The 26,521-nt window shown below is 59.3% G+C and carries 19 protein-coding genes; 3 read left to right on the top strand and 16 right to left on the bottom strand.

Going from position 1 to position 26,521, the window contains the following annotated elements; all coding sequences use genetic code 11:
• From KG007_RS05705 to murA, 3 genes are all read right to left on the bottom strand, one after another.
• The gene (locus tag KG007_RS05705) at positions 1 to 3,324 is read right to left on the bottom strand and encodes a SusC/RagA family TonB-linked outer membrane protein (RefSeq protein ID WP_213347656.1); all 3,324 of its coding nucleotides are present in this window, start codon (positions 3,322 to 3,324) and stop codon (positions 1 to 3) included.
• Positions 3,325 to 3,376: 52 nt separating this feature from the next.
• Positions 3,377 to 5,929: a zinc-dependent metalloprotease gene (locus tag KG007_RS05710; protein ID WP_317194922.1), complete on the bottom strand. Its 2,553-nt coding sequence runs from the start codon at positions 5,927 to 5,929 to the stop codon at positions 3,377 to 3,379.
• A gap of 423 nt (positions 5,930 to 6,352) precedes the next feature.
• A complete protein-coding gene (gene murA / locus KG007_RS05715; RefSeq protein WP_195458904.1) occupies positions 6,353 to 7,669 on the bottom strand; it encodes a UDP-N-acetylglucosamine 1-carboxyvinyltransferase in 1,317 nt (438 codons plus the stop codon).
• A gap of 402 nt (positions 7,670 to 8,071) precedes the next feature.
• On the opposite strand from murA, the gene rpmH reads away from it, so the two are divergent.
• Positions 8,072 to 8,233, top strand: coding sequence for a 50S ribosomal protein L34 (gene rpmH / locus KG007_RS05720; protein WP_010261331.1), 162 nt, complete (start codon positions 8,072 to 8,074; stop codon positions 8,231 to 8,233).
• 65 nt (positions 8,234 to 8,298) lie between these two features.
• Positions 8,299 to 8,796, top strand: coding sequence for a GNAT family N-acetyltransferase (locus tag KG007_RS05725; RefSeq protein WP_195458903.1), 498 nt, complete (start codon positions 8,299 to 8,301; stop codon positions 8,794 to 8,796).
• A gap of 24 nt (positions 8,797 to 8,820) precedes the next feature.
• On the opposite strand, the gene KG007_RS05730 is transcribed toward KG007_RS05725, so the two are convergent.
• The 13 genes from KG007_RS05730 to KG007_RS05790 form a co-directional block, all read right to left on the bottom strand.
• Positions 8,821 to 9,384 carry a DUF4924 family protein gene (locus KG007_RS05730; RefSeq protein ID WP_213347658.1) on the bottom strand — a complete coding sequence of 188 codons (564 nt, stop codon included), beginning with the start codon at positions 9,382 to 9,384 and terminating at the stop codon, positions 8,821 to 8,823.
• A 40-nt stretch (positions 9,385 to 9,424) separates the two neighbouring features.
• On the bottom strand, positions 9,425 to 11,650 hold the full coding sequence (locus tag KG007_RS05735) for an inorganic phosphate transporter (protein ID WP_213347659.1): 2,226 nt from the start codon (positions 11,648 to 11,650) through the stop codon (positions 9,425 to 9,427).
• 366 nt (positions 11,651 to 12,016) lie between these two features.
• Positions 12,017 to 14,173, bottom strand: coding sequence for an elongation factor G (locus KG007_RS05740; protein ID WP_213347660.1), 2,157 nt, complete (start codon positions 14,171 to 14,173; stop codon positions 12,017 to 12,019).
• Positions 14,174 to 14,370: 197 nt separating this feature from the next.
• Positions 14,371 to 15,051 (bottom strand): GDSL-type esterase/lipase family protein, encoded by a 681-nt coding sequence (locus KG007_RS05745; protein ID WP_213347661.1) that lies wholly within the window; start codon positions 15,049 to 15,051, stop codon positions 14,371 to 14,373.
• Positions 15,052 to 15,065: 14 nt separating this feature from the next.
• The gene (locus KG007_RS05750) at positions 15,066 to 15,296 is read right to left on the bottom strand and encodes a hypothetical protein (RefSeq protein ID WP_195458892.1); all 231 of its coding nucleotides are present in this window, start codon (positions 15,294 to 15,296) and stop codon (positions 15,066 to 15,068) included.
• A 160-nt stretch (positions 15,297 to 15,456) separates the two neighbouring features.
• Positions 15,457 to 16,848 (bottom strand): aminopeptidase P family protein, encoded by a 1,392-nt coding sequence (locus KG007_RS05755; RefSeq protein WP_213347662.1) that lies wholly within the window; start codon positions 16,846 to 16,848, stop codon positions 15,457 to 15,459.
• Positions 16,849 to 16,990: 142 nt separating this feature from the next.
• Positions 16,991 to 17,968 carry a S66 peptidase family protein gene (locus KG007_RS05760; protein ID WP_213347663.1) on the bottom strand — a complete coding sequence of 326 codons (978 nt, stop codon included), beginning with the start codon at positions 17,966 to 17,968 and terminating at the stop codon, positions 16,991 to 16,993.
• A gap of 4 nt (positions 17,969 to 17,972) precedes the next feature.
• Positions 17,973 to 19,331 (bottom strand): MFS transporter, encoded by a 1,359-nt coding sequence (locus KG007_RS05765; RefSeq protein WP_213347732.1) that lies wholly within the window; start codon positions 19,329 to 19,331, stop codon positions 17,973 to 17,975.
• Between the two features lie 332 nt (positions 19,332 to 19,663).
• Positions 19,664 to 21,568, bottom strand: coding sequence for a S9 family peptidase (locus KG007_RS05770; RefSeq protein WP_249413265.1), 1,905 nt, complete (start codon positions 21,566 to 21,568; stop codon positions 19,664 to 19,666).
• Between the two features lie 31 nt (positions 21,569 to 21,599).
• Positions 21,600 to 21,794: a hypothetical protein gene (locus KG007_RS05775; protein WP_213347665.1), complete on the bottom strand. Its 195-nt coding sequence runs from the start codon at positions 21,792 to 21,794 to the stop codon at positions 21,600 to 21,602.
• 167 nt (positions 21,795 to 21,961) lie between these two features.
• Positions 21,962 to 23,095 carry an acyltransferase family protein gene (locus KG007_RS05780; protein ID WP_213347666.1) on the bottom strand — a complete coding sequence of 378 codons (1,134 nt, stop codon included), beginning with the start codon at positions 23,093 to 23,095 and terminating at the stop codon, positions 21,962 to 21,964.
• 12 nt (positions 23,096 to 23,107) lie between these two features.
• Positions 23,108 to 24,358: a peptidase U32 family protein gene (locus tag KG007_RS05785; protein ID WP_213347667.1), complete on the bottom strand. Its 1,251-nt coding sequence runs from the start codon at positions 24,356 to 24,358 to the stop codon at positions 23,108 to 23,110.
• Between the two features lie 3 nt (positions 24,359 to 24,361).
• Positions 24,362 to 25,333 (bottom strand): polyprenyl synthetase family protein, encoded by a 972-nt coding sequence (locus tag KG007_RS05790; protein WP_195458881.1) that lies wholly within the window; start codon positions 25,331 to 25,333, stop codon positions 24,362 to 24,364.
• 130 nt (positions 25,334 to 25,463) lie between these two features.
• On the opposite strand from KG007_RS05790, the gene KG007_RS05795 reads away from it, so the two are divergent.
• Positions 25,464 to 26,468, top strand: a complete 1,005-nt coding sequence (locus KG007_RS05795) for an ROK family protein (protein ID WP_195458880.1) — start codon at positions 25,464 to 25,466, stop codon at positions 26,466 to 26,468.
• Positions 26,469 to 26,521 lie beyond the last annotated feature (53 nt).

Below are 26,521 nucleotides of genomic sequence, written 5' to 3' on the forward strand. Positions count from 1 at the left end.
TTAGAATGTAGGACGGAGCGTCAGGTTGATCGTACGGCAGTAGGGATAGCTCGTGCCGCGCTCGTACTTGACGGTCGAGAAGCGGACGAGGTCCGTGACGCCGACGCCGACGGCCAGGCGTTTGAATCCGATCCGCCGGAGGAATTTCGACTGGAATTCGTAGGTGAGCGTTGCGCTCGAAAGCCACAGTTCGTTGAGTCGTTCCACGAAACGCTCCGAACTGTAGGAGTCTACTTTTTTATTCTCCTTGATGGCCAGGTAGCGCGAGAGGTCGCCCGGGTTCTTCCAGCGGTCCGTGAAGGCGCGTTCGTCGACGTTGTAGCGCGGGTCGATGTCTTCGACCTTCTCCCAGAGGGTCTTGTTGTAGGTGTCGCCGCCGAAGGTGTAGCTGAACACGAAGTTCAGCGACCATCCCTTGTAACGCAGCGTGTTGAGCCACGTACCCTGCAGTTTGGGCTGGGTGTTGCCCACGACCACTTCGTCGTTGGGGTCGTACTTGAAGGTCTCCTCGCCGTTCTGCTTGATGAAAATCTCCTGTCCGCTCACGGGGTCGATACCTGCCGAGCGTACGGCGTAGATGTCATACTGCGAGCCGCCTTCGCGGAAACGCAGGCGCAGGGGGCTGCCTTCGTCGATCTGGTAAGAGGTTTGCTTGAGCGTGTTGCTGATCCGGTTGATGCGGTCCTTGACGTGCGAACCGTTGACCACCGTCGTCCAGGCCCAGTTTCTGGTCTGGATGACCTTGCCCGCCACCGAGAAGTCGTAACCGAAGTTCTGGTTCTCGCCGAAGTTCACGGTGATGTCCTCGGCTCCGGTCGATGCCGGAAGCGGGATGGTCATCAACTGGTCCTTGGTGGTGTTGCGGAAGTAGTCGAAGCTGACGATCAGGCGTTCTTTGAAGAGCGTGAGGTTGATGCCGAAGTTGTTTTTCAGCACGCGCTGCCACTTCAGTTCGGGGTTGCCCATACGGATGGGCACGGTTCCCGCGCCTGTGTAGTAGATGTTGCTGTTGTCGTATTTGTAGGTCGTGATGGCCTGGTAAGGGTTGCCGGTGGTCTGGCCGTTGTATCCCCACGACCATTTGAGGCGCAGCACGTCGATCCATTTGACATTTTCGAGGAACTTCTCCTTGTGCAGGTTCCATCCCAGGCCGAACGACCACATCGGGGTGAAGCGGTTGTCCTTGCCGTAGGCCGACGATCCCGACGTACGGAAGGAGACATCGGCGAAGTAGCGGTTGCGGAAGTAGATGTTGCCGCTGGCGAAGAATCCGACCTTGGCCAGCAGCGTCTCGGTTCCGCCCGGGAGTTTCGAGGTATCGTAACCCAGGGCGTATTTGATGTCCGAAAGGTTGTCCTTCAGGAATCCCATTGCCGTGACGTAGGAGGTCGTGGCGTTGGTGTGCTGGATGTCGCTTCCGGCGTTGACGACGAATCCCGATCCCTCCTGCCCGATGTTGCGGCTGTAATTGAGCACGATCTTACCGTCGTAGTTGAATGCCTTGCCCGTTCCCAACTGGTAACTGCCGCGCTTGGCGGGATCGGTTGTGCCGAGGAACGAAGCGTCGTCGGGCGAAGTGTATTTGTCCGACTGGCTGCTCTTGATGTCGATGTTGAACTGGCCGGAAACGTAGAAATCCTTGGTCACGTACCATTTGGCGTCGAGCGTGTTGCGCAGCGCCTGGTTGCGTGTGGTGCTGAAACTCGACAGCGTGGCGTTGTAGAGCGGGTTGACCTGGTAGCCTTCGCTCGTTGTCGAGGTTTCTCCGGGGATGAACTGGAACGCCTTGACCAGTTCTCCGTACTCGTCGTAAGGCGACTCGTAGGGATTGAGTTTGGTGTAGGCGCTGAAACTGCCGTAGGGCGAATCCTTCGCGTCGGTCAGCGTGTAGTTGGCCGTGTAGCGCAGCGTGAGCTTTTCGCGTGCGTGGTAACCGATCGAGAAGTTGATCGAGTAGTTGCGGCGGTTGTCACCCTTCATGACGCCGTATTTGTCGCTGAAACGCAGCGACGTGCGGTAGTCGATCTTCTGGGCGCGGCCGCTCAGGGCGAGCGAGTGGGTCTGACCGAACGGGACGCGCAGCGGCGCTGAAATCCAGTCGGTGTTGACGCCCCGGCGCACGTTCTGCAGTTTGTAGGCGTATGCATTGTCCATGCTGCCGTCGCTCTTCGAGTAAAGTCCGGCCAGCCGTTCGAGTTCCAGTTTCTGCGCTGCGTTGCAGAGGTTCATCGAACTGAGGTCGGGAATGCTCAGTTCGGGCACGAAGTTGTAGCTCAGGCGGGGCTTGCTGTCGGTCACCTGCTGGCGCTCGATGACGATTACGCCGTTGGCGGCGCGGTCGCCGTAAACGATCGAAGCCTGGGCGTCTTTCAGTACGTCGATGCGCTCGATTTCGTACATGTCGAGGTCGTACAACTCCTCCATGGTGATTTCGGCGCCGTCGAGGATGATGAGCGGGTTGTTGTAGGCTTTCTGCTCGGCCGACGTGGCGATGGAGTTCGAGCCGCGGATCAGGATTTCGGGGATGGCGTTGGGGTTCGAACCTAAGGCGTTGTTCTGCACGACCACCATACCCGGGGTCACGGCGCTCAGGGCCGACATCAGGTTGGTGTTCGAGATGGCCACGAGGTCTTCGCCCTTGACCGAGGTCACCGAGCCCGTGTAGGTGTTCTTGTTGCGGGTAAACATACCGTTGACCACCACGTCGTCGATGCGCGTGCCACCCTCCTTGAGGGTGACTTTCATTCCGTTTGCCGAGCCGGTCATGATCACCTGCTGGGTCTCCATGCCCAGGAATCCGACTTCGAGGACCGCAGGGCTGGTCTTGGTCGAGAAGGTGAACGAGAAACGGCCTTTCTCGTCGGTTGAGACACCCTGTCCCCCGCCGCCTTTCAGGATGACCGATGCGCCGGGAAGCACCGCCTTGTTCGTGTCGAAGACGGTTCCGCTCACGGTGAACTTACGCATCTTGACCGTCGAGTCGTAGACCAGCACGACATTATTCTCGATCGCGTATTTGAACGTCGATCCTGCGATGCATTTGTCGAGCAGTTCGTGTACGGAGGCTTTTTTGAATTCGCCGCTCACGGCCGGAAGCCGGCGAATATCCTCGGGGTCGTAGGCGAATTTGATCCCGGTCTTTTTGGTGATGTCGTCCAGCACGGCAGCCACGGGTTTCTCCGCCAGCGTGACGCTGAGTGTCGCATTCAGGTTGACCGGGTCACCCCCCCCCTGCGCCTGCGCTGTAATTGCCGCACTGCATAGTGAGCCCACGAGCAGCAGCAGCCGGAGCGCACGGCTGAAATGTTGTAGAATTCTTTGCATGTGTTTGGGTTTTTAAGCAGACCGGCCGTTTCGGCCGGTCTGCCCGGATTCTTTAGTTTTTCTGTGACGGGAACAGGCTGCGTTCGAGCACGTAGATCATGCCCTGATAGTGGGCGCGGGTCTCGCCCGAGGCGCTTTTTACGCGCGCGCGCAACAGTTTCAGGATACGGTCGTTGATGTTGACGAACAGTGCGCGCGACTCGTCGATCGACCGCAGTTGGACGTTGTACTGCCAGCCGTAGCCCGATGTCAGGGCGTCGTTTTTCCAGAGCTGCGAAGCGATGTATCCCTTGCCGTACTCCTCCTCGGCTTCGCGCAGCGGTCCGAGGTAACGTTCCACGACGCCGCTCCGGTCGAGACCCATCAGTGCGATCTCGTCTACCGAGGGGGCGTAGGCCTCCGCGATGCCGCCCAGTTTGACGCGCTTCGCCTCGCTGGCCGCCACGTCCGCGGCCGCATCGACGAACATTCGCTGGATCAGCCGCTCCGAGGCCGACACCGGACGCCCCTTGATCGTGCTTTCGAAGACGATGTCGTAGAGGTCGTTCATATACTCCTGCGGCGTGTAGGGGTTGTCGGCGATGTGCGACGAGAGCATCACGTTCTTATAGTATGTGAAGAACGCGCGGCAGAAGTTGAAGCGCAGGATGGACGAGAGGTCTACGTGCAGCGGCAGTTTTTCGGTCAGCGCAGGCTGTTCGAGCCACGACGAGTCTTTCATCTGCGCGAGCACCCACTTCAGCGAAGCCCGCTGGAGTTCTTTCGGAACCGGAACGGCCTGCGGGCCGCCCGCCGTGTTGCTGTTCACGTCCGTGAGGTAGATGCCGCCCACGTTGAGCATCACGGCGTTCACGTAGCGGGCGAACTGGCCGGCTGCAGCCTCGTACAGCTCCGTGCGGATCTTGAGGTCGGGATCTTCCTCGTCGGTGATCCACTCCTCCATGTGCGAAACGACGTATTTGAGGTTGCTGATACCGTAGTCGCCGGCCTTGATATGGTCGTCGCCGAGGTCCTCCTCGATGGCGGTGGGGTCGTAGCGGGCGATCACCTGCTGACGGCCGTAACGGTAGATCGGGTCGCCGACCTTCTCGTCGATCCATCCGCGGATGGTCTTCTCCTCGTCGAACATGCCCTTCTTGTCGGGCAGCGGCGTGTAAGCGTACTTGATCACGTACTCGTCGTAGGGCCCGAGGTCCGGCGGGGTGAGTTTCACGCCTTTGTCGCCCGGCTGGGCCACGTAGTTGAAACGGGCGTAGTCCATGATCGACGGGGTCGTGCCGTGCTGCTGCGTGAACGTCGCGCTGCGGAGCGAATCCACCGGGAAGGCGTTCGATGCGGCCATGTTGTGCATCAGGCCGAGGCAGTGTCCCACCTCGTGGGCGAGGATGTATTCCAGCGACTCCTGGAACACGTCGTCGGGCAGTTCCTTGCAGCGTACGCGCTCATCGACCTGCGAAGTCTGCACGAAGCGCCAGATGGCAGCCAGTTTCACCACGTCGTTGTACATCAGCACCGAGGCGTTGATGATCTCGCCCGAACGAGGATCGACCCACGAGGGGCCCATGGCGTTGGCCACGGCCGCCGGAACGTAGCGGATGCAGGAGTATTTCAGGTTATCGGGGTCGAAATCGGGGTTGTCCTTCGGGAAATCCTCGATGTGCATAACGTCTTTGAAGCCGATTTTCTCGAAAGCCTTGTTCCAGCGGAGTACGCCGCGGCGGATCGGTTCGCGCCACAGCGCGGGGAACGCATCGTCGAGGTAGAAGACGATCGGCTTTACGGGCTCGACGAGTTCTCCGCGTTTCCAGGCCTCCACGTCCTTGGGCTGGAGGTTCCAGCGGTTGATGACCGCGAAATCCTCGATCTTGTCCTTCTTGCCGTTGATGCGCGACATGCCGGTCAGGAAGATGCCGATGCGTGCATCGGCCAGACGGGGCTGCATCGTCTCTTCGGGCAGCAGCAGGATGGTGCGCGTCACCTTCATGGTCATCGGTTCGTCCTTCTTGATGACCATCAGGCCCAGCAGGTCGGCCGTCACCGAATAGGAGAGGTACGATTTGATGGTCGCATTGTCCTCGAAAGACTTGATCTGGTCGATGACCGAACCTTCGTCCTTGAACTTACCCGTGATATTTACTATGCCGCCTTTGGTGTTCTTGATCGGGGCGAGCAGGGCGTTGTCGCCGGCGAAGAATTTGGTCATGTCGATCACCATTGCCGAACTGTCGCGGTTGTAGCAAACCAGCGCGTAGGCGTTCATGATCGGCGGGAGGGTGCTCCGGCCGATGGCTTTGACCATGTGGGGGTCGTCCGTGTCGTGAACGGGCGGCACGATGGCCTGCGAGAGGTAAAGCGTCGTGTCGATGCGCGTGAATTTGACGTGGATCGGGTCCGTGGGCTTGTAGCCGATGGTCCCCAGGTTGGTGTCGCTCGCCTCCGAGATCGTGGATGCAATCAGCATTTCACGGCCGATCGTCTTGATCGGAACCTCCACGTAGAGTTTGCCTTTGAGTTTGTGGAGCGTCAGGAACGGACCTTTCGCGGTCTGGCACGACTTGTCGTTGACAAACATTTTGGTGTACTTGTCGACTTTCGGTTTTGCCACCTCTTCGGTTTTTCCTTTTTTCTTGTTGGATTTTGATTTTGAAGCCGCCGTCCCCGACGCCGGGACGATCAGCAACCCTGCTGCCAGGAGCAGGACGCAAAGTTTGGATAGTGAACGCATGTAAGTAAAATTGATGAATATTCGGCTTTTTGTAAGTAGATAACGCGTTGAAGTTTCAGAATGTTAGGTGAAAAGTCGTTTTACCCGTTGCCGTTGTTTCGCCTGGGCGAAAACTCGACTCGCAAATATATAAAAAATAGGCCGAAAATTCGTTCAGCGTGTTTTTTAGCTGCGAATCTTTCGGCAAAAGTCGGGTAAATATGCGGGGAGGTAACCGCTTTTGCGACGGTATTCCGGAAAAACCCCTGCTGCGCAATTTGTTAAATATTGCGCGACAGGGGTTTTCTTTCGCAGGGCGGAACCTTATTTGCAGTCGTCGATGCGGGTGATCCGGGCCCCGAGGGCGTTCAGGCGACCGTCGATATCCTTGTAGCCGCGGTCGATCTGGTCGATGTTCTGGATCGTCGAGACCCCTTCGGCCGACATTGCCGCGATCAGCAGCGCCACGCCTGCACGGATGTCGGGCGAGGTCATGCGCGTCGCGCGCAGGCACAGCCGATGGTCGTGGCCGATCACCGTGGCGCGGTGCGGGTCGCAGAGGATAATCTGTGCGCCCATGTCGATCAGTTTGTCGACGAAGAACAGGCGGCTTTCGAACATTTTCTGGTGAATCAGCACGGCGCCGTTGGCCTGTGTGGCCACCACGAGGAAGATCGACAGCAGGTCGGGCGTCAGCCCCGGCCAGGGGGCGTCGGCGATGGTCATGATCGACCCGTCGAGGAACGTCTCGATGCTGTAATGGTCCTGCTGGGGAATATGGATGTCGTCGCCGCGCTGTTCGAACTGGATGCCCATGCGTGCGAACTGCGCGGGGATGATGCCCAGGTTCTCGAACGAGACGTTCCGGATCGTCAGTTCCGAGCGGTTCATGGCGGCCATGCCGATAAAACTGCCTACCTCGATCATGTCGGGCAGCAGGCGGTGTTCCGTGCCGTCCAGCGCCTCGACGCCTTCGATTTCGAGCAGGTTCGAGGCGATGCCCGAAATCTTCGCACCCATGCGGTTGAGCATCTTGCACAACTGCTGCAGGTAAGGCTCGCACGCCGCGTTGTAGATCGTCGTCTTTCCTTTGGCCATCACGGCGGCCATCACGATGTTGGCCGTACCTGTCACCGACGCTTCGTCGAGCAGCATGTAGGTTCCTTTCAGTTCCCGGCCTTCGACCATGAAAAACTCGTCGGCGATGTCGAAATTGAATTTGGCGCCGAGCTTCTGGAACCCGAGGAAGTGGGTGTCGAGCCTGCGGCGGCCGATCTTGTCGCCGCCCGGCTTGGGGATGTAACCCACGCCGAAGCGCGCCAGCATCGGGCCGATCAGCATGACCGAACCCCTGAGACGCGTGCAGCGCTGGCGGTAGTCCTCTGATTTGAGGTATTCGAAGTCGATGTCGCGGGCGCAGAAGGCATAGGTGTCTTCGGCGAGTTGTTCCACTTCGACGCCCATGCAGCCCAGCAGTTCGATGAGTTGCATCACGTCCAGGATGCGGGGAATATTGCTGACGACGACCCGTCGGGGTGTCAGCAGCGTGGCGCAGAGTATCTGCAATGCTTCATTTTTGGCCCCCTGGGGCGTGATTGCACCCCGCAGGCGGTGACCTCCTTCGACTTTGAATACAGCCATCTGTTTGTCGTGTGTTATCCGTTTGAAAATAAAGGGGCTCCGGACCGGTCGGCATCCGATGCCGGCTTCCGGAGCGTGCTTTCCGTACAAAGGTAGCAAAAAACCGGATGCTTCCAAAACCGGATTGCATGCCGTTCGGCAAAACTTTCCGACCGGTAGAAGTGTCGTTACGACACCAAAGGTAGCAAAAAACCGGATGGTTCCAAAACCGGACTGCGTGCCGTTCGGCAAAAAGTTCCGACCGGTGGAAGTGCCGTTACGACATCGAAGATAATAGGATTCCGGGCTTTTTTAGCGATTTTGGTAAATATTTTCACGAAAAACTTTTGCGGATAACTTTTTTGTTGTACTTTTGCAATCCGTAAAAATGTCTGAAACAATAAAAACTATATAGCTATGGCAATGAAGAGAACATACCAGCCTTCGCGTCGCAAGCGTATCAACAAGCACGGTTTCCGTGCTCGTATGGCTACGGCTAATGGTCGCAAGGTGCTGGCTGCGCGCCGCGCAAAAGGTCGCAAGAAACTGACCGTATCGGACGAGTCGACGTTCAAGTACGCTTAATTTCCTGCAGGAAAGATTTAAGGTCGGCTTTTTGCCGGCCTTCTTTCATTTAATACCTATCGTATATGCTTTCGATCCGCCGAGCCTGCGAAAACGACTGCGGACTGATCCGCCGCCTGGCCGGGGAGGTTTTCCCCGCCACCTACCGCGATATTCTCACGCCTGCGCAACTGGATTACATGATGGAGTGGATGTACTCCGCCGAAAGCCTTGTGGGGCAGTTCCGTGCGGGCCACGTCTGGTTCATCGCCTCGTCCGACGGCGAACCGTGCGGTTATCTCTCGGTCGAACGGCAGGGCGACGACCTGTTCCACTTGCAGAAGATTTACGTCCTGCCCCGCTTCCAGGGCCTCGGCGCCGGGGAGTTCCTGTTTCGGCAGGCCGTGGACTACATCCGCAGCGTGCATCCCGGGCCGTGCAGGATGGAACTCAACGTCAACCGTCATAACCGGGCGCTGCACTTCTACGAACGCATGGGTATGCGTGTCTTGCGCGAAGGGGACTTCCCGATCGGCGACGGTTACTATATGAACGACTATATTATGGGACTGGAGATAAAATAAAGGGTTGGCCTCGGCCAACCCTTTTTAGTTTTCGTCTGTTTTGAACAGGTCCACTTCGCCCCGCTCGACTTTGCCGTACATGTCGGCCAACTCGGCGATTACGGGAGAGATGTATTCGAGCGTGTCCGCCACGGCCGGCTTGTCGCCTTCGCCCTTGATGCGGTAGAGCATCGCGGCGTAGAGCGCCCGGAAACAGAGTTCCGTGTCGTTCATCCCCGGATTGCCCATCACGGTCCGCAGGCGCGGCAGTTCCGGTTCGAGACGTGCGTATGTCTGGCGGTAATGCGCTCCGACGGGAAGTTTCATCAACTGTAAATGCAGGTTGTGCAGGTCCTGGATCAGGTGGAGCGTATGCTCCAGATGCCCTTTCTCCTCCTTGCCCTCCTCGCGGAGCAGGTTCGCCAGATCCATGTACCAGAGCAGGAATACGTGTTTCTGCTCCTCGCCGATGTCCTTGCGCGGGGCGATCAGCGTCGAGAAAATCGCTTCGGGACTGAATTGCAGCGCCCGGAGCAGGTCTTCCAACTGCCACAGGTAGAGAATATATTCGGCGATGTTCTCCCGCCGTTTGGCTTTTGCGATGTCCATTTTGTAAATTCTTTTTCGGAAGTTCCGCCCTTCGGGAACGTTACTTCATCCAGTTTTTCGGCCCCGGCAGATGCTTGAGGAAGTACTGCTGCGATTTGAGGAGGTTGCGTGACTGGAGCACCATGTTCTTGGTCTCGGTCAGGATCGTCAGGTACAACATGCTTGCCTTGGTGTTCGACCGGGCCTCGTTGATGCGCGTAAGTTCGGATTTGATCGCTTCGGCGATCGCTTCGAACAACTGGTCGCGGAGCGTCAGCACCATTTCGATTTCCGAGAAGTCGCCGTCGCGGAGCATCAGGTTGATGTGGCGGTAGATCGACTCCACGTCGTCGTTGATCGACATCAGGTCGCGGGCCTGCTCTTTCGAGAGTCCTTCGTGGTTGTTGTCGATATGCTCGAATGCCGGGCGCGTGATGTGCATCAGCGCCTTGGTCATTTCGTTGAGGTAATCCACCACCTGTACGTAGTAGTGGGCCGTGTTGACATCGCCGCCCTGGAGCTTCTTGAGTGTCGGGAGCAGCGAATATTTGCGTTCGCGCGACTGGTAGAACAGGTCGTTCGACTCCTTGACCATGTCGCGCAGCACTTTGCGGTTCTCCTTGAAGACGGCGATCAGCGTGCGGTCGTAAATCTTCGTGGCGCACTCCATCGTGCGGCACACTTCGTCGCGCAGGTTTCCGATGATATCTTCGTTGGCTTCCGCCTCCTGCCGTACGGTGGCGGCGCTCTTGTTTTTCTTGATGAAGTTGCTGTGGATAAGCATCCATCCGCACAATACCGTGATGACGATGAATGCCGGGGTTCCGCCGTAGATCAGCGCCAGCCCCACCACGAAGGCGATCAAAAATCCGCCCAATGCCGTGATGAACCATCCGGCCACGACGGTCATGACGCCCGAAATGCGGTATACGGCGCTTTCGCGGCCCCAGGCGCGGTCGGCGAGCGACGAACCCATAGCTACCATGAAGCAGACGTAGGTGGTCGACAGCGGAAGTTTGAGCGAGGTCGCCATGGCGATCAGCAGCGCCGAGGTCGTCAGGTTGACCGTGGCGCGGATCATGTCGTAGGGCGAACCGCTGTGCTCCACGTCTTCGTATTCGAAACGGCGCGAGATCGATTCGCGCAGGTGCTTCGGAACCACGCGCTCGATACCCGAGCTGACGTTGAGGGCCGCGCGGACGATCGTGCGCGAGAAGACCGACGATCCGTACTGCTCCTGCCCGTCGTCACCCTGCGCCGAGAGCGAAAGCTCGGTTTCGGAGACGTGCATCGCCTTTTTCGAAGTCCACAGTGTGAGGATCATCATGATGCCTGCGGCGAGCAGGATCAGGAAATTGGCCGGAACGTTTTCGTTCAGGGCTCCCATGAGCATCCCCGTGTCGCCCGCTTCCCGGGCGATGGTGTAAGCGTCGAATCCGGCTACGGGCACGCCGATGAAGTTCACCAGGTCGTTGCCTGCGAAGGCCAGCGCCAGGGCGAAGGTTCCCGACAGGATCGTGATGCGCAGGATGTTGATCTTGAAGCGCTGGATGAAGAACAGCAGCAGCGAGCAGACGATCCAGCAGATGGCCAGGGCCGAGAGCAGGTGGTTGTCGATGAGCTGGATGAAGGCATTGTGGGCCAGCAGGGACTTGAGTCCCTTGAAGACGGCGAAATAGACGATCGCCGTCAGCGAGGCGCCGCACCAGAGCGAACCGTAGCGGCGGAAGAGCACCGTGTAGCGGAACGAAAAGATCATGCGCGAGATGTACATGACCAGCGTTCCGCAGGTAAAGGCGATCACTACCGACAGCAGGATGGCCGAGACGATACCCATGGCGCGCGAGGTGTTGATATACTGTCCGAGCGCCGAGACGCCCTGTTCCGGGTCGTTGGCGATTTTATAGATCGACACGGCGATCGCTGCGCCCAGCAGGCAGAATATCAGCGATACGGTAGTCGATGTAGGGAGTCCCCACGAATTGTAGAGGTCCAGCAGGATGACGTTGGCGAACATGACGCCCAGGTAGAGCATCATCACTTCGTGGAAGGTGAACAGTCCGGGGTTGAACATGCCGCTGCGTGCGACTTCCATCATGCCGCTCGACGTAACGACGCCGATGATGATGCCGATGGACGCTACGGTGAGGATAATCTTCATCGAGGCGGCTTTGGAGCCGATAGCGGAGTTGAGGAAGTTGACTGCGTCGTTCGTGACGCCGACGAAAAGACCTGAAATAGCGAGGATTCCCAGAATGCCGACAATGACGGTGTAAATTTCGCTCATGTTGGGGGTTTAGTGCAAATTGTGAACAAATTTACGCCATTTTTTCCGATGAAATGGTTTAGACACCCAATGTTAACATTAATTTAACACAAAAACGCCTGCACGGTGCGCTGCGGACGAATCTGTGGGAACCGGGCAGGCTGACGAATGCCGCGCGGCGGGGACGCATGGGCTTCCCGTGTGTGGTGGCAATTGACTCTGGGCTGCATTTCCGGAAAGGGAAAAGGTCCTATTTCCTCTGTTCGGGTATAAAAAAACCTTCTGCAATGCGCAGAAGGTTTTTGCGGATAACGGATTGTTCCGGTTGGAACGCATATTGGCCGGGACTCCTGTGCCGGAACCGCCGCCGTATGCAACCGCCGGGAACTATTCGTCGTCGGTGTCGGTGTAGGCTTTGAGCAGTTTGTCCTGCACGTCGGCGGGAACCTGCTCGTAACTGTTGAATTTCATCGTGTAGGTCGCCGAACCCGATGTCAGCGACGAGAGGGTCGTCGAGTAACGGTAGAGCTCGGCCAGCGGAACCAGTGCATTCAGGCGGTCGAAGCCCTTGTCCGACTCCATGCCGGCGATCATCGCGCGGCGGTTTTGGAGGTCTGACATCACGGCGCCCATGTATTCGCTCGGAACGAGCACTTCGACGCTGTAAATCGGCTCCATGATCTTGGGCCCTGCGTTGCGGAAAGCCTCCTTGAAGGCGTTGCGCGCCGCCAGCTTGAACGAGATTTCGTTCGAATCCACCGGGTGCATCTTGCCGTCGTAGATCACCACGCGGATGTCGCGGGCATACGATCCGGTCAGTGGGCCCTCGTCCATCTTCTCCATGATGCCTTTCAGGATGGCGGGCATGAAGCGTGCGTCGATGGCGCCGCCCACGATTGCCGAGTAGAACTGCAGTTTGCCGCCCCACTGCAAGTCGTATTCCTCCTTGGTCTTGGGGTTCAGCACCATGTCGCCCTTGCCGGGGACCTTGTAGTTCTTCGGTTCGCCGATGCCTTCGTAATAGGGCTCGATGATCATGTGCACCTCGCCGAACTGGCCTGCGCCGCCCGACTGCTTTTTGTGGCGGTAGTCGGCCTGAGCCACCTTCGTAATGGTCTCGCGGTAGGGAATCTTCGGTGCGATGTGCTCGTAGGAGAGTTTGTTCTCTTTCTCGATGCGCGAGCGCAGGATGTTCAGATGGTGCTCGCCCTGGCCCTGGATGATGGTCTGCTTCAGTTCCTTGGAGTATTCGACCAGAATGGTCGGGTCTTCGAACTTGGCGTCGTTGAGCACCTTGCCCAGCTTCTCCTCGTCGGCCTGGTCCTTGCATTTGATGGCGGCGCGGTAGCGCGGTTCGGGGAAGACGATCGGCTCGATCGTCACGGGAGCCGACGGCGCCGAAAGCGTGTCGTTGGTGCGCGTACCCTTCAGTTTCACCGTGCAGCCGATGTCCCCGGCCATGAGTTCCGTGACCTTGATGCGGTTTTTGCCCGCTACGGCGAACAACTGCGAGAGTTTCTCCTTGTTCCCGGTGCGGGTGTTCACCAACTCCGTTCCTTCGGTGATCTTGCCGCGGATGACACGGAAATAGGTGATTTCGCCGATATGCTGTTCCACCTGGCTCTTGAAGACGAATGCTACCGTGGGTGCAGTCTCGTCGGCCGTGATCTCCTCGCCCTCGGTCGAGAGGAATGCGGGGGCCTTCTGCGGGCCGGGCGCTACGTTGATGATGAACTCCATCAGGCGCTTGGTTCCGATGTCGCGCTTGCCGCTGGTGCAGAAAATAGGCATTACCTCGCGCTTCGAAAGGCCGATTTTCAGGCCCGAGCGAATGTCGTCCTGCGTGAGCGTGCCCTTGTCGAAGTAGAGTTCCATCAGCGCCTCGTCGTGTTCGGCGGCCATTTCCACGAGTTCCTTATTCAGCTCCTGTGCTTTTTCGAGTTCTTCGGCGGGAATTTCCAACTCTTCGCGGTGGCCGTCGTTGTCCTTGAAGCGGTACATCTTCATCAGCAGCACGTCGATGAACGCGTTGAAGCCCGGGCCCTGGTTGACGGGATATTGTACGATGACGGGTTTCACGCGCGACGACGCTTTGATCGACTCGACCGTCGATTCGAAATTGGCCTTGTCGGCGTCCACCTGGCTCACCACGCCGATCACGGGTTTCTTGAGCAGCCGGGCGTAACGGGCCTGAATCTCGCTGCCGACCTCCCAGCCGTTCTGGGCGTTGAACAGGAAAACCCCCACGTCGCCCACCTTGAATGCCGAGAAGAGACTTCCGCAGAAGTCGTCCGAGCCCGGGCAGTCGATGATGTTCAACTTGCGGTCCATGAATTCGGTGAAGAGGATCGTCGAATAGATCGAGCGCTTGTATTCGTGCTCGATATCCGTGTTGTCCGAGAGCGTGTTGTTCGTCTCGATACTACCCCTGCGGTCGATGACCTTACCCTCAAAGGCCATCGCTTCGGCAAGGGTAGTTTTACCCGTGCCGGGCGCGCCGATGAGTACGATGTTCTTGATCTCTTTAGCTGAATAATTTTTCATATTCCCGTATGGTTTTAAGGTTTTTCGTTCATTCCGGACCTCATTTCCCGTGCCGCAATCGGATACAAGGTTCCGCGTCGGCCCGGGCGTTTCGGTTAGCCGACTATAAATATACAAATTATTCGTGAAAAACAACTCGGGGAATAAAAAAATCGCCCGAGGAGGGCGATTTTTTAAGTCTTCGAAAAACAGCGGGTTTACTTCGCGGCGGCAGGCCGGTAGTGTGCCAGTGCGGGCAGGATGACACGCTCCATGACGGCGTAACCTTCGGCCGTGGGATGCACGCCGTCCTTGGTGTATTCGCTGCGCAGCGAACCGTCCTCAGCCTGCATGGCGCTGTGGTAGTCGATCCAGATCAGCCCGCGGTCCCGGGCGTACTGCTTCAACTGTGCATTCAGGGTGCGGATCTTTCCGGCGGCGTCTTCGATTTCGGCTCTCCACGGGAATTTTCCGGCCGGCAGGACCGAGCAGATGATCGGCCGTATGCCTGCGGCCATCGCCAGTTCGGCCATCGAAATGACATTTTCGGTGATGTGTTCGATTTCGATGGGGCCGTTGTTCTGGGCAATGTCATTCGTCCCGGCGAGAATTACGACCGCCTGCGGATGCAGGTTGATCACATCGGCCCGGAAGCGGCAGAGCATCTGGCTCGATACCTGCCCGCCGATTCCCCGGCAGGCGAAATTGTTGGCGGTGAAGAATTCGGGATGGGTTTTATACCACCCGGCGGTGATCGAGTTTCCCATGAACACCACGGCGGGAGGGGCCGTGAGTTGTGCGTTGGCCGTCGCGTAATGGCCGTAATTGGCCCAGTCGCGCTGCTGGGCCGAAAGAGCGGCCGGAAGCACGAGCGCGAGCAGAAGAATCAGTTTTTTCATAAATCTTTTGGTTCTTATTTCTGTGCCCGGGTGATGTTGCGGGCGTTGCGTTCGTCGTCGTTGCGGTGGCGTTTGCCTCCGAAACGCCCGAATAACCATCCTGCCGCAAAGGCGGCCAGCAGGAGAATGATGTCGAGGAAAACGTCGGCCAGCCACCGCTGGATGGCGGGTGCGAAATTCCAGAGCAGCAGGAAGATGATCAGGATGCCCAGCATTCCTCCGATGATGATCCATTTCTTGTCCATAATAACTGTGTCGGATTATAGTGTTGTTGTAAAATCAAATACCGTTTTCTTTGTCGCCGGCGTATTCCCGGAGCCGGCCTTCCCTTTACGCGCTGTTTCACGGCAAATCGGTGTTTGCGCTTGCGCTTGTCCGGGGCGGGGCGGAGGGATGCGGCCGGCCTTATCTGCCGACTGTGGCTTCGAGTTCCTCGACCGTGACGGGTATTTTCCGGTCGCCGATGATACGGCTGCCCGAATCCGTCACGAGGATGTCGTCTTCGATGCGGATTCCGCCGAAGTCGTGGTAAGCCTCCAGTGCGTCGTAATCGACGATCCCTTTGTAAAGCCCTTCGGCGCGGCACTTGGCGATCAGCGCAGGGATGAAATAGAGCCCCGGCTCGTCGGTCAGGACGGTTCCCGGCTCGATGCGCCATGCGGCGCGGTAGACGCAGGTTCCCGATTTGGCCGCGCGTTCGGCGATCGAACTGTAATCGAACGACCGTTCGCCCATCGCTTCGCAGTCGTGCACGTCCATGCCCAGTCCGTGTCCCAGTCCGTGGGGCATGAGCATCGTCATCGCTCCCGCGGCAACGGCGTCGGCGGCCGAACCTTTCAGCAGCCCCAGTCCGACAAGACCTTCGGCCAGGGTCATGTAGGCGGCGTTGTGTATTTCGGTATACATCATGTGGGGCTTCACGATGTGCGCCACATGGTCGTGCGCCGCCAGCACGATGTTGTAAATGTCTTTCTGCTTCTGTGTGAAACGTCCGCTCACGGGGTAGGTGCGCGTGTGGTCCGAACAATATCCCTCGACGCTTTCGCCGCCGGCGTCGCACAACAACAGGCGTCCTTCCTCCAATACGCCGTCGGCGTTGAGGTTGTGGAGCGTTTCGCCGTGCTGCGACACGATCGACGGGAACGATACGCCCTGTCCCCGGGACTTGGCGATGCCTTCGATGGCGCCTGCGATCTCGCGTTCCACGACGCCCGGGCGGCACATCCGCATGGCCGTCGTGTGCATGTCGTAGCCGATCCTGAAGGCGCGTTCCATCTCTTCGACCTCTTCGGCGCTCTTCTTCTCGCGCATTTCCGCCACGGCGAACATCAGGTCCACCGACTTGTAGTCGTGCAGCAATGCGGGCTTGATACCCAGCAGCGCCGACAATTGGAGTTTGGTCTCGCCGCGGTAGGGCGGCAGGAAATGGATTTTGCGGCCCAGGGAGACGGCCCTGCGCAGCCGCGCTTCGAGTTCCGCCATCGGGAATGTGGCCGTGATGCCGACTTCGGCGCCCATCTCGCGCAGCGTGGGCTGCGGTCCGGTCCAGATGATGTCCTCGACCGTGAAATCGTCGCCGTACAGCGCCTCTTCGCCCGTGTCGGCGTCGATCAGGCCGGCGACGGCCGGCACGTTCAGCCCGAAATAGTAGCGGAACGAGGAGTCCTGGCGGAAATAGTAGGCGTTGTTGGGGTAGTTGTTCGGCGAGAGGGGGTTGCCCGGAAGCAGGATGATTCCGCTCCCGATCTTCGTGCGCAGTTCGTGGCGGCGCGCGGTATAGGTTTTTGCTGAAAACATGGCGATTATCGGTTTTTGGGCTCCAAAGGCTGCCTGCGCCCGGCAGGCCTGCGCCTTTCGGAACACAGCCCGCCCGTATGGAGCGAGTCTTTGGCAAATATAATAAAAATATGCCGGACTGCGGTTGCCGATGCGGGATTTTTCAGAATTCCACGACCGATCCCTGCTCCCCGACGGTGATGTGTACCTTGCGGTTCATGAAAACCGGGAGGTTGGGAGCTTCATGTCCGGCGGGAAATCCGAATACGACGGGAATGCCGAGCGGCGCCGTGTAGCGAGCGACGATCTGCCGGGCGTCTTCGGCCCGGAACGATTTGCTGTTTTCGATGCCGGTCAGGTGGCCGACGAGGATGGCTTCCGCCTGTCGGAGCATTCCGCTCCGGAGCAGCTGCTGCATGAGCCGGTCGAGGCGGTAGGCACTCTCTCCCACCTCCTCGATCAGCAGGATCGTCGGACGGCGCATGTCGATTTGCTGCGGTGTGCCGATGGCCGAGCAGATGAGCGTGAGGTTGCCTCCGGCAATCGTTCCGCGGGCCGTCCCGGGACGGTCGAGCGGATGGGGCGGAAGTTCGATCCGCCGGAAAGTCCCCGTCAGGGCGCTGCGCAGCGAATCGGCCGAGGCGTCGGTGCTTGTCGAGTCGCTCTCAAAGCAGGTGGGCATGGTGGCGTGCAGGCTCTCCACGCCGAGTTTTCGGAGGGCCATGTGGAGCATGGTGATGTCGCTGAACCCGACAATCCATTTGGGATTGCGGCGCAGGGGCCTGAGGTCCACGAGGTCCATGAGGCGCACCGAGCCGTAGCCGCCTTTGAAGGCGATGACGGCCTTGATCTGCGGATCGTCGATCATCTGCTGGAGATCCCCGGCCCGCAGGGTGTCGTTCCCTGCGAGGTAGTCCGTGTCGTCGCCCGCCAGCAGGTGCTCCCCGAAGCGGACCTTGAGTCCCCATGCTTCGATACGGCGGCGGACCCCGGCCGTATCGGCTCCCTGCCGGAGTTTTCCGGCCGGGGCGACGATGCCCACGGTGTCGCCCGCATGCAGGTAGGGCGGGCGGATCGCCGGGGCTTTGGACAGTCCGAATCCGGGCGTCAGCAGCAGTAGCAGCAGGAGTGCACGAAACATGGCGTTATTTTTTGCGGGTTAATCCTTCGGGCAGGGGCAGGGAGATGCGGGTGAGACTGATGATTGCGCCCGTGACGGCGAATCCGCCTGCCAGCAGCAGGGCCGTGTGGGTGCTGTTTTCGGGAACGATGTGGAACAGCAGGGCCATCAGCGCGGCGCCCGTCGTCTGTCCCACGAGGCGTGCCGTGGCCAGCATGCCGCTTGCCGAACCGCTTCGCTCGGGCGGGGCCGAAGCGATCAGGATACTGTTGTTCGGCGACTGGAACAGTCCGAAGCCCGCACCGCAGAGCACCAGCCGCCAGATGATGTCGAAATCGGTCGGATGCTCCGGGAGGAAGGCCAGCAGGAACAGTCCCGCGGCCATCATCGTGAGGCCCGTGCCGCCCAGCAGTCCGGCGTGGATGCGTTCGACCAGCATGCCCGCTGCCGGGGCGACGATCATGATGATGGCGGGCCAGGCCGTCAGCAGCAGTCCCGTCTCGACGTCGTTGTAGCCGCAGGCATCCTGCAGGTAGAAGGGCAGCGCCACCATGGCGAGCATCTGCCCGAGGAACGAGCAGATCGAGGTCAGCACCGACACCGAAAAAATCGGGATGCGCAGCAGGTCGAACGGCAGGATGGGATAGGGCTCGCGCAGCTGGCTGCGGATGAAGAAGAATCCGATGACTAACAGCGCTGCGACGCCCAGCGTGAGCAGGCGCGGGTCCAGCCCGTGCGAGAAGCCTTCGACCGAGGCCATCAGCAGGCCGAACGTCAGGGCGTTCATCACCGCGTCGCGCCAGTCGAACCGGTGTGCGCTCACCCGGACGGGATTTTCCGGCAGGAACCTCCGGCTGAGCGCCAGGGCAACGAGCCCCATCGGGATGTTCACGGCGAACAGCCACGGCCAACTGGCTACGGAGAGGATTCCTGCGGCCAGTGTCGGCCCGGCCACCGACGACACGGCGACCACCGTGGCGTTGATGCCCATACCGCGGCCCAGTTGGGCTTTGGGGTAGATGAAGCGGATCAGCGTGGTGTTGACCGAGGTGATGGCTGCGGCCCCGAATCCCTGCATGACGCGCGCCAGCACGAGGGTCTGGAGCGATCCCGAGAGTGCGCAGGCCACCGAAGCCACCGTGAAGAGCATCAGCCCGCCGATGTAGATTTTGCGGTAGCCGACCACGTCGCCCAGCGCCGAGAACGAGAGCAGCGAAACCATGATGGCTAACTGATAGGCATTGACGATCCAGATCGAGTCGGCCGACGAAATGCCCAATTCCTGCCCGATGGTGGGCAGGGCGACGTTGGCGATTGTGCCGTCGATCACCGAGAGCGATACGCCGAACGCCACGGCCAGGATGGCCCATACCCTGCGGGGCATGGGCAGTCCGTCTGCCGGACGCAGGTGTATGTGGGGTTCGGCGTTCATTGCGACTGCAAAAGTAGGGATTTTTTCGGGCTTTTCCGGGAAAAATACCAAAAGTCGTTCCTTCGGCGCGGGTGCGCCGCGGCTTTCCGGCCGGCAAAATAGCGGCACACCGTCCACGGCCGAAACGCGCAAAACACGCGAAGCCCCGGATATTCCGGGGCTTCGGCACACAACTAAGTGGGTTTTTCCGTTTTGCGGCTGGTAAGAGGACCGCTCCGGGCAAACCCGGGTTTGAACTTTTTATTTGGATTGGTTGCGTTTCTCGGGTCGGGTCGAGTTGAACACTACCGGCGGCAGCTTTCCGGGACGATGTTGCCCTCGGGCTGGATGCCTTTGAGGTATTTGCCGAAGAATTTCTCCATCGCGCGGTAGAAGTCGAAACGGTTCTCCTCGTTGTGGAATCCGTGGCCTTCGTTGTCCTTGACCATGTAGTCTACCGTTACGCCGCGTGCGCGGAGTGCGTCGACCATCTGGTTGCTTTCGTTGATGTTCACGCGGGGGTCGTTTGCTCCCTGGACCACCAGCAGCGGACTCTTGATCTTGTCGGCGTTGAGTGCCGGGGAGTTCTCGGTCAGCATCTCGACCTGCGTTTGGGGGTTGCCGACCATTTCATACATCTGGTCGAGCAGCGGTTTCCAGTAGGGCGGAATGGTGTTCATGAACGAGAAGAGGTTCGAGACACCCACGTAGTCTACGGCGCAGGCGTAGAGGTCGGGGTCTTTCACGATGCCCTGCAGCGTTGCATAACCGCCGTACGAGCCGCCGTAGATGGCGATCTTCGCGGGATCGGCGATGCCTTTTCCGATCAGCCAGTTCACGCCGTCCGTGATGTCGTCCTGCATCTCCTGGCCCCACTTGCCGAAGGCTATCTCCATGAAGCGGCGTCCGAAGCCCGTCGAGCCGCGGAAGTTCATCTGCAAGACGGCATAGCCGCGGTTGGCGAGGAACTGCGCCTCGGGGTTGAAGCCCCACGAATCGCGGGCCCACGGGCCTCCGTGCGGATTCACCACGACGGGCAGGTTCTTGGCGTTGCGCAGGGTCTTGCCCACGGGCAGCGTGAGGTAGCCCTCGATACGCTCGCCGTCGCGCGAAGTGTACTCGATCGGAAGCATTTCGGCCATCTCCTCCTGCTTGATCCAGGGTTTGAGGTCGGCCAGCTTGGTCATCGTGTCGGCTTCAACGTCGTAGATGTAGTAGGCGCCTGCCGTACGGTCGCTGCCGGCTGCGACGATGTATTTGTCCTCGGCCTTGTTCGAACCGACGATGCCCAGCTCGTAGCCGCGCAGGTGGCGCTCCATGCGGCCGAACATGTCGCCGGCCTCCTTATCGAAGAAGTGGCGCGTCGTGCCCTTGTGTCCTTCGTACGATACACCGAGCAGTTTCTTCTCCTTCTCGCTGTACCAGACGCCTTCCAGGTCGTAGGTGTCGTTCGTATAGAGCATCTCTTTCTCTTCGCACGTCGCGGGGTCCATCAGTACGAGGGCCTCCTTGTCGCGTCCGAGGTTGGTGATGGCGTAAACCATCTTGTTGTCGGGCGTGAACGTCGCGAAGTAAACCGACTCCTTGAAGTTGGTCGTCAGCACGGGGCGGAATTCCTCGGCCTCGGTCTCGCGGTAGCGGATCTGGGAGTTGACGCCGTCGACGATGGCGTAAGCCACGCGCAGCTTGCCGTCGTGGTCGGTCTGCCAGCCCTGCACGTCGCCGGGGTTTTCGCAGAGCATCGTCATCTCGCCCGTGTTGAGGTTCAGGCGGTAGGGGTCGAATATCTGCGGGTTGCGCTGGTTCGTGCCGATGATCATCAGCGAGTCGATCTCCTCGAGCGGGTCGATGATCTGGGTCCGCACGCCGGGGATGGCCGTGTAGGCCTTCGGGTCCGTGCCGTCGATATTGACGCCGTAAAGTTGGTAGTTCTCGTCGCCGCCCGTGTCCTTGAGGTAGAGGATGCGGTTGTCGTTGGCCCAGAAATAGCCGGCCAGGTCGCGCTCGGTTTCCGAGGTGAGGCGGACGGCCTCGTCGGAACCCACCTGCTGCACGAAGATGTTGCGGCGGCTTTCGTAGGGAGCCATGTAGGAGAAATAGCTGCCGTCGGGCGATATCTGGTAGCCTGTCTTTTCCGAATTGCGGAAGAAGGTTTCCATCGGCAGCTCGGGGGCTGTCTTCGGAGCGCATGCAACGGCTGCGGCGGCCATCGCGGCGATAATCAGGAGTTTTTTCATGGGATTATTTGTTTGGTTTCTCATTCTTGCGGGTTGCCTGGCGCCAGATGCTGCCCAGGCAGAGGATCAGTACGATGATCAGCGGGAGGTCGCTCGTGTGCGATGCCCCGGGGAACATCAGGCGTGTGGCGACCTTCACGGCGAAGGCGGCTGCGACGAGGAAAATGGTCAGAATGCGGATGACTTTTTCGATTTCCATGGGATGTCTTTTCTGTTTTCGACACTGCAAACATACGAAACAATTTTTGAAAAACAAATAATATTTATTGAATTTCGATAAAAAATTTTCGATAGTTGGCCGTCAGCAGTTTTAGGGGCCTGAAAAAAGGCGCACCTTGCGATGCGCCTTTCAGTTGTTGGGGCCTGTCAGATTTTAAGGTATATCTTTTTCCGGTCCAGGAACCACAGCAGCAGCCAGCAGACGGTCACGTAACCCGCCGAAAGCACCACGGCCGCCACTTCGGGCGAACATTTCGAAGCCAGTCCGCCGAAGAAGAACTCCGAGGTGTAGCTCACGCGTACGACGCGCTGAACCATATAGATCGTGATCGAGTTGACGCCGATGACCTTGAAGAAATAGGTCCACCGCCGCCACTGTTTTACATCTATTATATAATAGAACAGCGCGAACATGCCCAGCGAATAGGCTCCTGCAGCGCAGACGAACGCCGGGGTCCAGAGCTTCTTGTTGATCGGCTGCACTGCGTCCAGGCAGAGCGCCGCCGCCAGCAGGACAACGGCTGCGGCGGCCATCCAGAGTGCCTTGCGGCTTCCGGAGGTCTGCTGCTCCGAACGGCGGACGAACTCGCCCGTGAACATGCCCAGCATGGCTGTCACGATCGCCGGCAGGGTGCTCAGCAGCCCTTCGGGGTCGAATCCCTTGCCGCCCAGCAGGTGCGAGGGCATGATCATCCGGTCGACGTAACCCACGATATTGCCTTCGAGGGTCAGCGGCCCGGCCCCTCCGGCGTCGGGTGCGGCGACGAATTGCAGCAGCAGTCCGTAGCCGACGAGAATCGCGGCGGCGATCAGGATGCGCGTGCGGACCCTGAAATTGATGAACAGCAGCGCTGCGAACATCCACGCCAGGCCGATGCGGCCCAGTACGCTCGGCAGGCGCAGCGTGCCGGGTTCGAGGTTGAACAATCCGCTGTAAACGAATCCCAGCACCACGAGCGTCAGTCCGCGGCGGATTACCTTCAGGTAGATGCTCCGCTCGCCCATCCCTTTTTCGCGCTGTTTCGAGAGCGAGAAGGGGAACGAGATGCCGGCGATGAAGAGGAACAGCGGGAAGATGGTGTCGTGGTGGAAGAATCCGTTCCAGTCGGCGTGGCCCATCTGAGCGGTCATCCAGGTCGAAAAATCCCCGGGCCAGAGTTTGCACAGGCCCACGACGAGCCCTGCAAAGCCCATGATGAAGAGCATGTCGAAACCCCGGAGGGCGTCGAGCGAAAGAAGCCGCTGCGAAGCGGCCGGTTTGGTCGGTTGAGGTTTATCCATCGGTATCGGGTTTTAGGCTTTGTCGGCTGGGACGAATTTATAGAGCTGGTCTCCGCGGCGGATTATGCCGGGGGTGCGGATGGCGCACAACTCTCCCTGTGCGACGGACTGCACCGGATTGCCGTCGGGTCCGTGCAGTTCGGTGAGCGTCTGCTCGGCGACGCCCGTGGTTGCGCCGAGGAAAAATATTGTCTCTCCGGTATTTAGCGGCGCCGCTTCGACCAACACTTCCGCTACCGAGAGTTTCTTGTAGAAATTCACCACTTTACCTACGTACACTTTACGCTGCGTGGCCGACGAACCGTAGGCGGGACTGTGCTCTACGACGGGGCGTCCGGCGTAGTAACCTTCCCAGAACCCGCGGTTGAAGACCGTGGCCAACCGCCCTTTCAGCCCTTCGGTTAAAGCGGGGGTGTAGCTCCCGGCCTCCATGGCCCTGAGCGCCTGGTCGTAACACTCCACCACGCGCTTCACATACTCCGCGCCGCGTGCGCGTCCCTCGATTTTCAGCACCCGGACTCCCGCGGCGATCATTTTGTCGAGGAAGTCGATCGTGCAGAGGTCTTTGGGCGAGAGAACGTAGCGGCCGTCGATGTCGAGCTGCGCCCCGGTCTCCTTGTCCGTGACGGTGTATTTGCGGCGGCACAACTGGCGGCAGGCGCCGCGGTTGGCCGAACAGCCCGTTTCGTAGAGCGACAGGTAGCATTTGCCCGAAACGGACATGCACAATGCGCCGTGGGCGAACATCTCGATCTCGACCAGTTCGCCGCGCGGACCGCGGATGTCGTCTTCGACGATCCGGCGGCGGATCGCCGCAACCTGTTCCAGCGAAAGCTCCCGGGCCAGCACCACCGTGTCGGCCCACTGGGCGTAGAAACGTACCGCCTCGGAGTTCGAGATGTTGCTCTGGGTCGAGATGTGCACCTCCTGTCCGATCCGGCGGGCGTAAAGGATCGCCGCCATGTCGGAGGCGATGACGGCGTCGACGCCTTCCCGCTTCGCGCGGTCGATCACGGCTTGCACGTCCGTAATTTCGTCTTCGTAGACGATCGTGTTGACCGTCAGGTAGGTCCTCACCCCGGCTTTGCGGGCCGTGGCGACGATTTTTGCGAGGTCGTCGAGTGTGAAGTTGGCCGCCGACGCCGAGCGCATGTTGAGTTTCCCGACGCCGAAATAGACGGCGTCGGCCCCGGCCTGGATGGCGGCCGCCAGCGATTCGTAGCTCCCGACGGGAGCCATTATTTCAATGTCGGAACGTTGCATCGTTTAGTTTTTCCGCCCCATTAAACTCATTGCGTAGTCGCGCATGCGCCCCGTCCGTGCAGGCTCTACCGAAAGGGTGTCGAGGATCGACAGCGCACGTTCGAAACGCACCTGGATCTGCTGTTCCGTGAGGCGCGGCACGTCGAGACGGTCGTAGATGGCCTTCACCTTGGCGATCTTTTCGGTGTCGGAAAGCGTTGCGTCGCGGTAGGCCGTGCGCAGGACTTCGCGTGTAGCCTCGTCCGAGCGGCTCATCGCCGTGACCATCAGGTAGGTTTTCTTGCCTTCGAGGATGTCGCCCCCGATGGCTTTGCCCAGCCGTTCGTCGCCGTAACTGTCCAGCAGATCGTCCTGCAACTGGAACGCCAGGCCCAGTTCGATGGCGAAGCGCCGCAGGCGGCGGCAATCCTCCTCCGAGGCGCCGCCCAGCATGGCGCCGATCACGACCGATCCGGCCAGCAGTACCGAAGTTTTCAGTTCGATCATGTGCATGTACTCGACCACCGAAACCTTGGGCTTTTGTTCGAAATCCATGTCGTATTGCTGTCCTTCGCACACTTCGAGCGACATGGTGTTGAACGTCGAGAGCACCTGCGGCAGCAGTTTGGCCGGAACGGTGCTCAGCAGGCGGTAGGCGTAGATCAGCATGGCGTCGCCCGAAAGAATGGCTACGTTCTGGCCCCATTTGGCATAAACCGAGGGTTTTCCGCGGCGTACGGCGGCGTTGTCCATGATATCGTCGTGCAGCAGCGTGAAGTTGTGGAACACCTCGACTGCCGCCGCTGCCGGCAGCGCCTGCTGTACGTCGTCGGAAAAAATTCCGTATGCCAGCGTCAACAGCATGGGGCGGAGGCGTTTGCCGCCCCCGGCCAGCGAGTAGCTGATCGGAGCGTACAGGAGTTCGGGCTCGGCCGGAAATTCGGCCTGGGCGAGATAATTTTCGATGGCGGAGAGCATCTGCTCGTTGGTCTGCATAGTCTTGAATAGAGTCTTGAATGGTGCTTTTGGGTCGGAAACTGTCCCAAAAATAGGAAAAAACTTTGGAGTAGCCGAATTTTCAATTAACTTTGACAGGATAAAACTAACTTTTAACCTGAAACACGATATGAAAAAACTCGCGATCGGCGTGGACATCGGCGGCATCAACACCGCTTTCGGCCTCGTAGACGAAAACGGCGACCTTTATGCCGAATCGGTCATCTCGACCAAGAAGTATCCCTTTGTTGACGACTATCCGGCTTACGTCGAGGACCTTTGCGACTCGATGCGCGCACTGGCCCAGAGCCTTTCGTTCGAGTACGAGTTGACGGGTATCGGCATCGGAGCCCCCAACGCCAACTATCACAAGGGTACGATCGAGACCCCTGCGAACCTGTGGAAGTTCAGGGAGGGCGACCCCAATCCCGACGAAAAGCGCCGCGTATTCCCGCTGGCGGACGATATTTCGAAGTGTTTCGGCGGCGTGAAGACGCTCATTACGAACGACGCCAATGCAGCGACGATCGGCGAGATGATCTACGGCAACGCCAAAGGCATGCGCGATTTCATCATGATCACCCTCGGTACGGGCCTCGGCTCGGGATTCGTTGCCAACGGCGAGATGATCTACGGCCACGACGGCTTTGCCGGCGAGTTCGGCCACGTGATCGTCGAGCGCAACGGCCGTGAGTGCGGCTGCGGCCGCAAAGGCTGTCTGGAGACCTATGTTTCGGCAACGGGTATCAAGCGCACGGCGTTCGAACTGATGGCGAAAATGAACGCTCCCAGCAAACTGCGGAGCATCGCTTTCGACGACTTCGACGCGTCGATGATTTCGGCCGCTGCCGAGCAGGGCGACCCCATTGCACTGGAGGCTTTCCGCTATACGGGCGAGATGCTGGGCCGCGCGCTGGCCGACGTGGTGACGGTGACTTCGCCCCAGGCGATTTTCCTCTTCGGCGGACTTTCGAAGGCCGGCAAGCTGATCTTCGAACCGACGCAGTGGTTCATGGAGGAGAACATGCTCTTCGTCTTCAAGAACAAGGTAAAACTGCTTCCCAGCGGTATTCAGGGCAAGAACGCTGCCATCCTCGGCGCGTCGGCGCTGATCTGGCAGGAAGCTGTCAAATAGCCGTGTCAGGCGGATTTTATAAAGGCGAAGTCGTGAAAACTTCGCCTTTTTTG

The sequence above is a fragment of the Alistipes montrealensis genome (genome assembly GCF_018362775.1).
GTDB lineage: Bacteria > Bacteroidota > Bacteroidia > Bacteroidales > Rikenellaceae > Alistipes > Alistipes montrealensis.

Coding starts and splice junctions, on each gene's coding strand:
- KG007_RS05750 (WP_195458892.1), bottom strand. CDS start 15,296: ATGGACAAGAAATGGATCATCATCGGAGGAATGCTGGGCATCCTGATC.
- rpmH (WP_010261331.1), top strand. CDS start 8,072: ATGAAGAGAACATACCAGCCTTCGCGTCGCAAGCGTATCAACAAGCAC.
- KG007_RS05770 (WP_249413265.1), bottom strand. CDS start 21,568: ATGGCCGCCGCAGCCGTTGCATGCGCTCCGAAGACAGCCCCCGAGCTG.
- KG007_RS05735 (WP_213347659.1), bottom strand. CDS start 11,650: ATGAGCGAAATTTACACCGTCATTGTCGGCATTCTGGGAATCCTCGCT.
- KG007_RS05765 (WP_213347732.1), bottom strand. CDS start 19,331: ATGCCCCGCAGGGTATGGGCCATCCTGGCCGTGGCGTTCGGCGTATCG.
- KG007_RS05795 (WP_195458880.1), top strand. CDS start 25,464: ATGAAAAAACTCGCGATCGGCGTGGACATCGGCGGCATCAACACCGCT.
- KG007_RS05780 (WP_213347666.1), bottom strand. CDS start 23,095: ATGGATAAACCTCAACCGACCAAACCGGCCGCTTCGCAGCGGCTTCTT.
- KG007_RS05790 (WP_195458881.1), bottom strand. CDS start 25,333: ATGCAGACCAACGAGCAGATGCTCTCCGCCATCGAAAATTATCTCGCC.
- KG007_RS05740 (WP_213347660.1), bottom strand. CDS start 14,173: ATGAAAAATTATTCAGCTAAAGAGATCAAGAACATCGTACTCATCGGC.
- KG007_RS05705 (WP_213347656.1), bottom strand. CDS start 3,324: ATGCAAAGAATTCTACAACATTTCAGCCGTGCGCTCCGGCTGCTGCTG.
- KG007_RS05785 (WP_213347667.1), bottom strand. CDS start 24,358: ATGCAACGTTCCGACATTGAAATAATGGCTCCCGTCGGGAGCTACGAA.
- KG007_RS05775 (WP_213347665.1), bottom strand. CDS start 21,794: ATGGAAATCGAAAAAGTCATCCGCATTCTGACCATTTTCCTCGTCGCA.
- KG007_RS05730 (WP_213347658.1), bottom strand. CDS start 9,384: ATGGACATCGCAAAAGCCAAACGGCGGGAGAACATCGCCGAATATATT.
- KG007_RS05745 (WP_213347661.1), bottom strand. CDS start 15,051: ATGAAAAAACTGATTCTTCTGCTCGCGCTCGTGCTTCCGGCCGCTCTT.
- KG007_RS05725 (WP_195458903.1), top strand. CDS start 8,299: ATGCTTTCGATCCGCCGAGCCTGCGAAAACGACTGCGGACTGATCCGC.
- murA (WP_195458904.1), bottom strand. CDS start 7,669: ATGGCTGTATTCAAAGTCGAAGGAGGTCACCGCCTGCGGGGTGCAATC.
- KG007_RS05755 (WP_213347662.1), bottom strand. CDS start 16,848: ATGTTTTCAGCAAAAACCTATACCGCGCGCCGCCACGAACTGCGCACG.
- KG007_RS05760 (WP_213347663.1), bottom strand. CDS start 17,968: ATGTTTCGTGCACTCCTGCTGCTACTGCTGCTGACGCCCGGATTCGGA.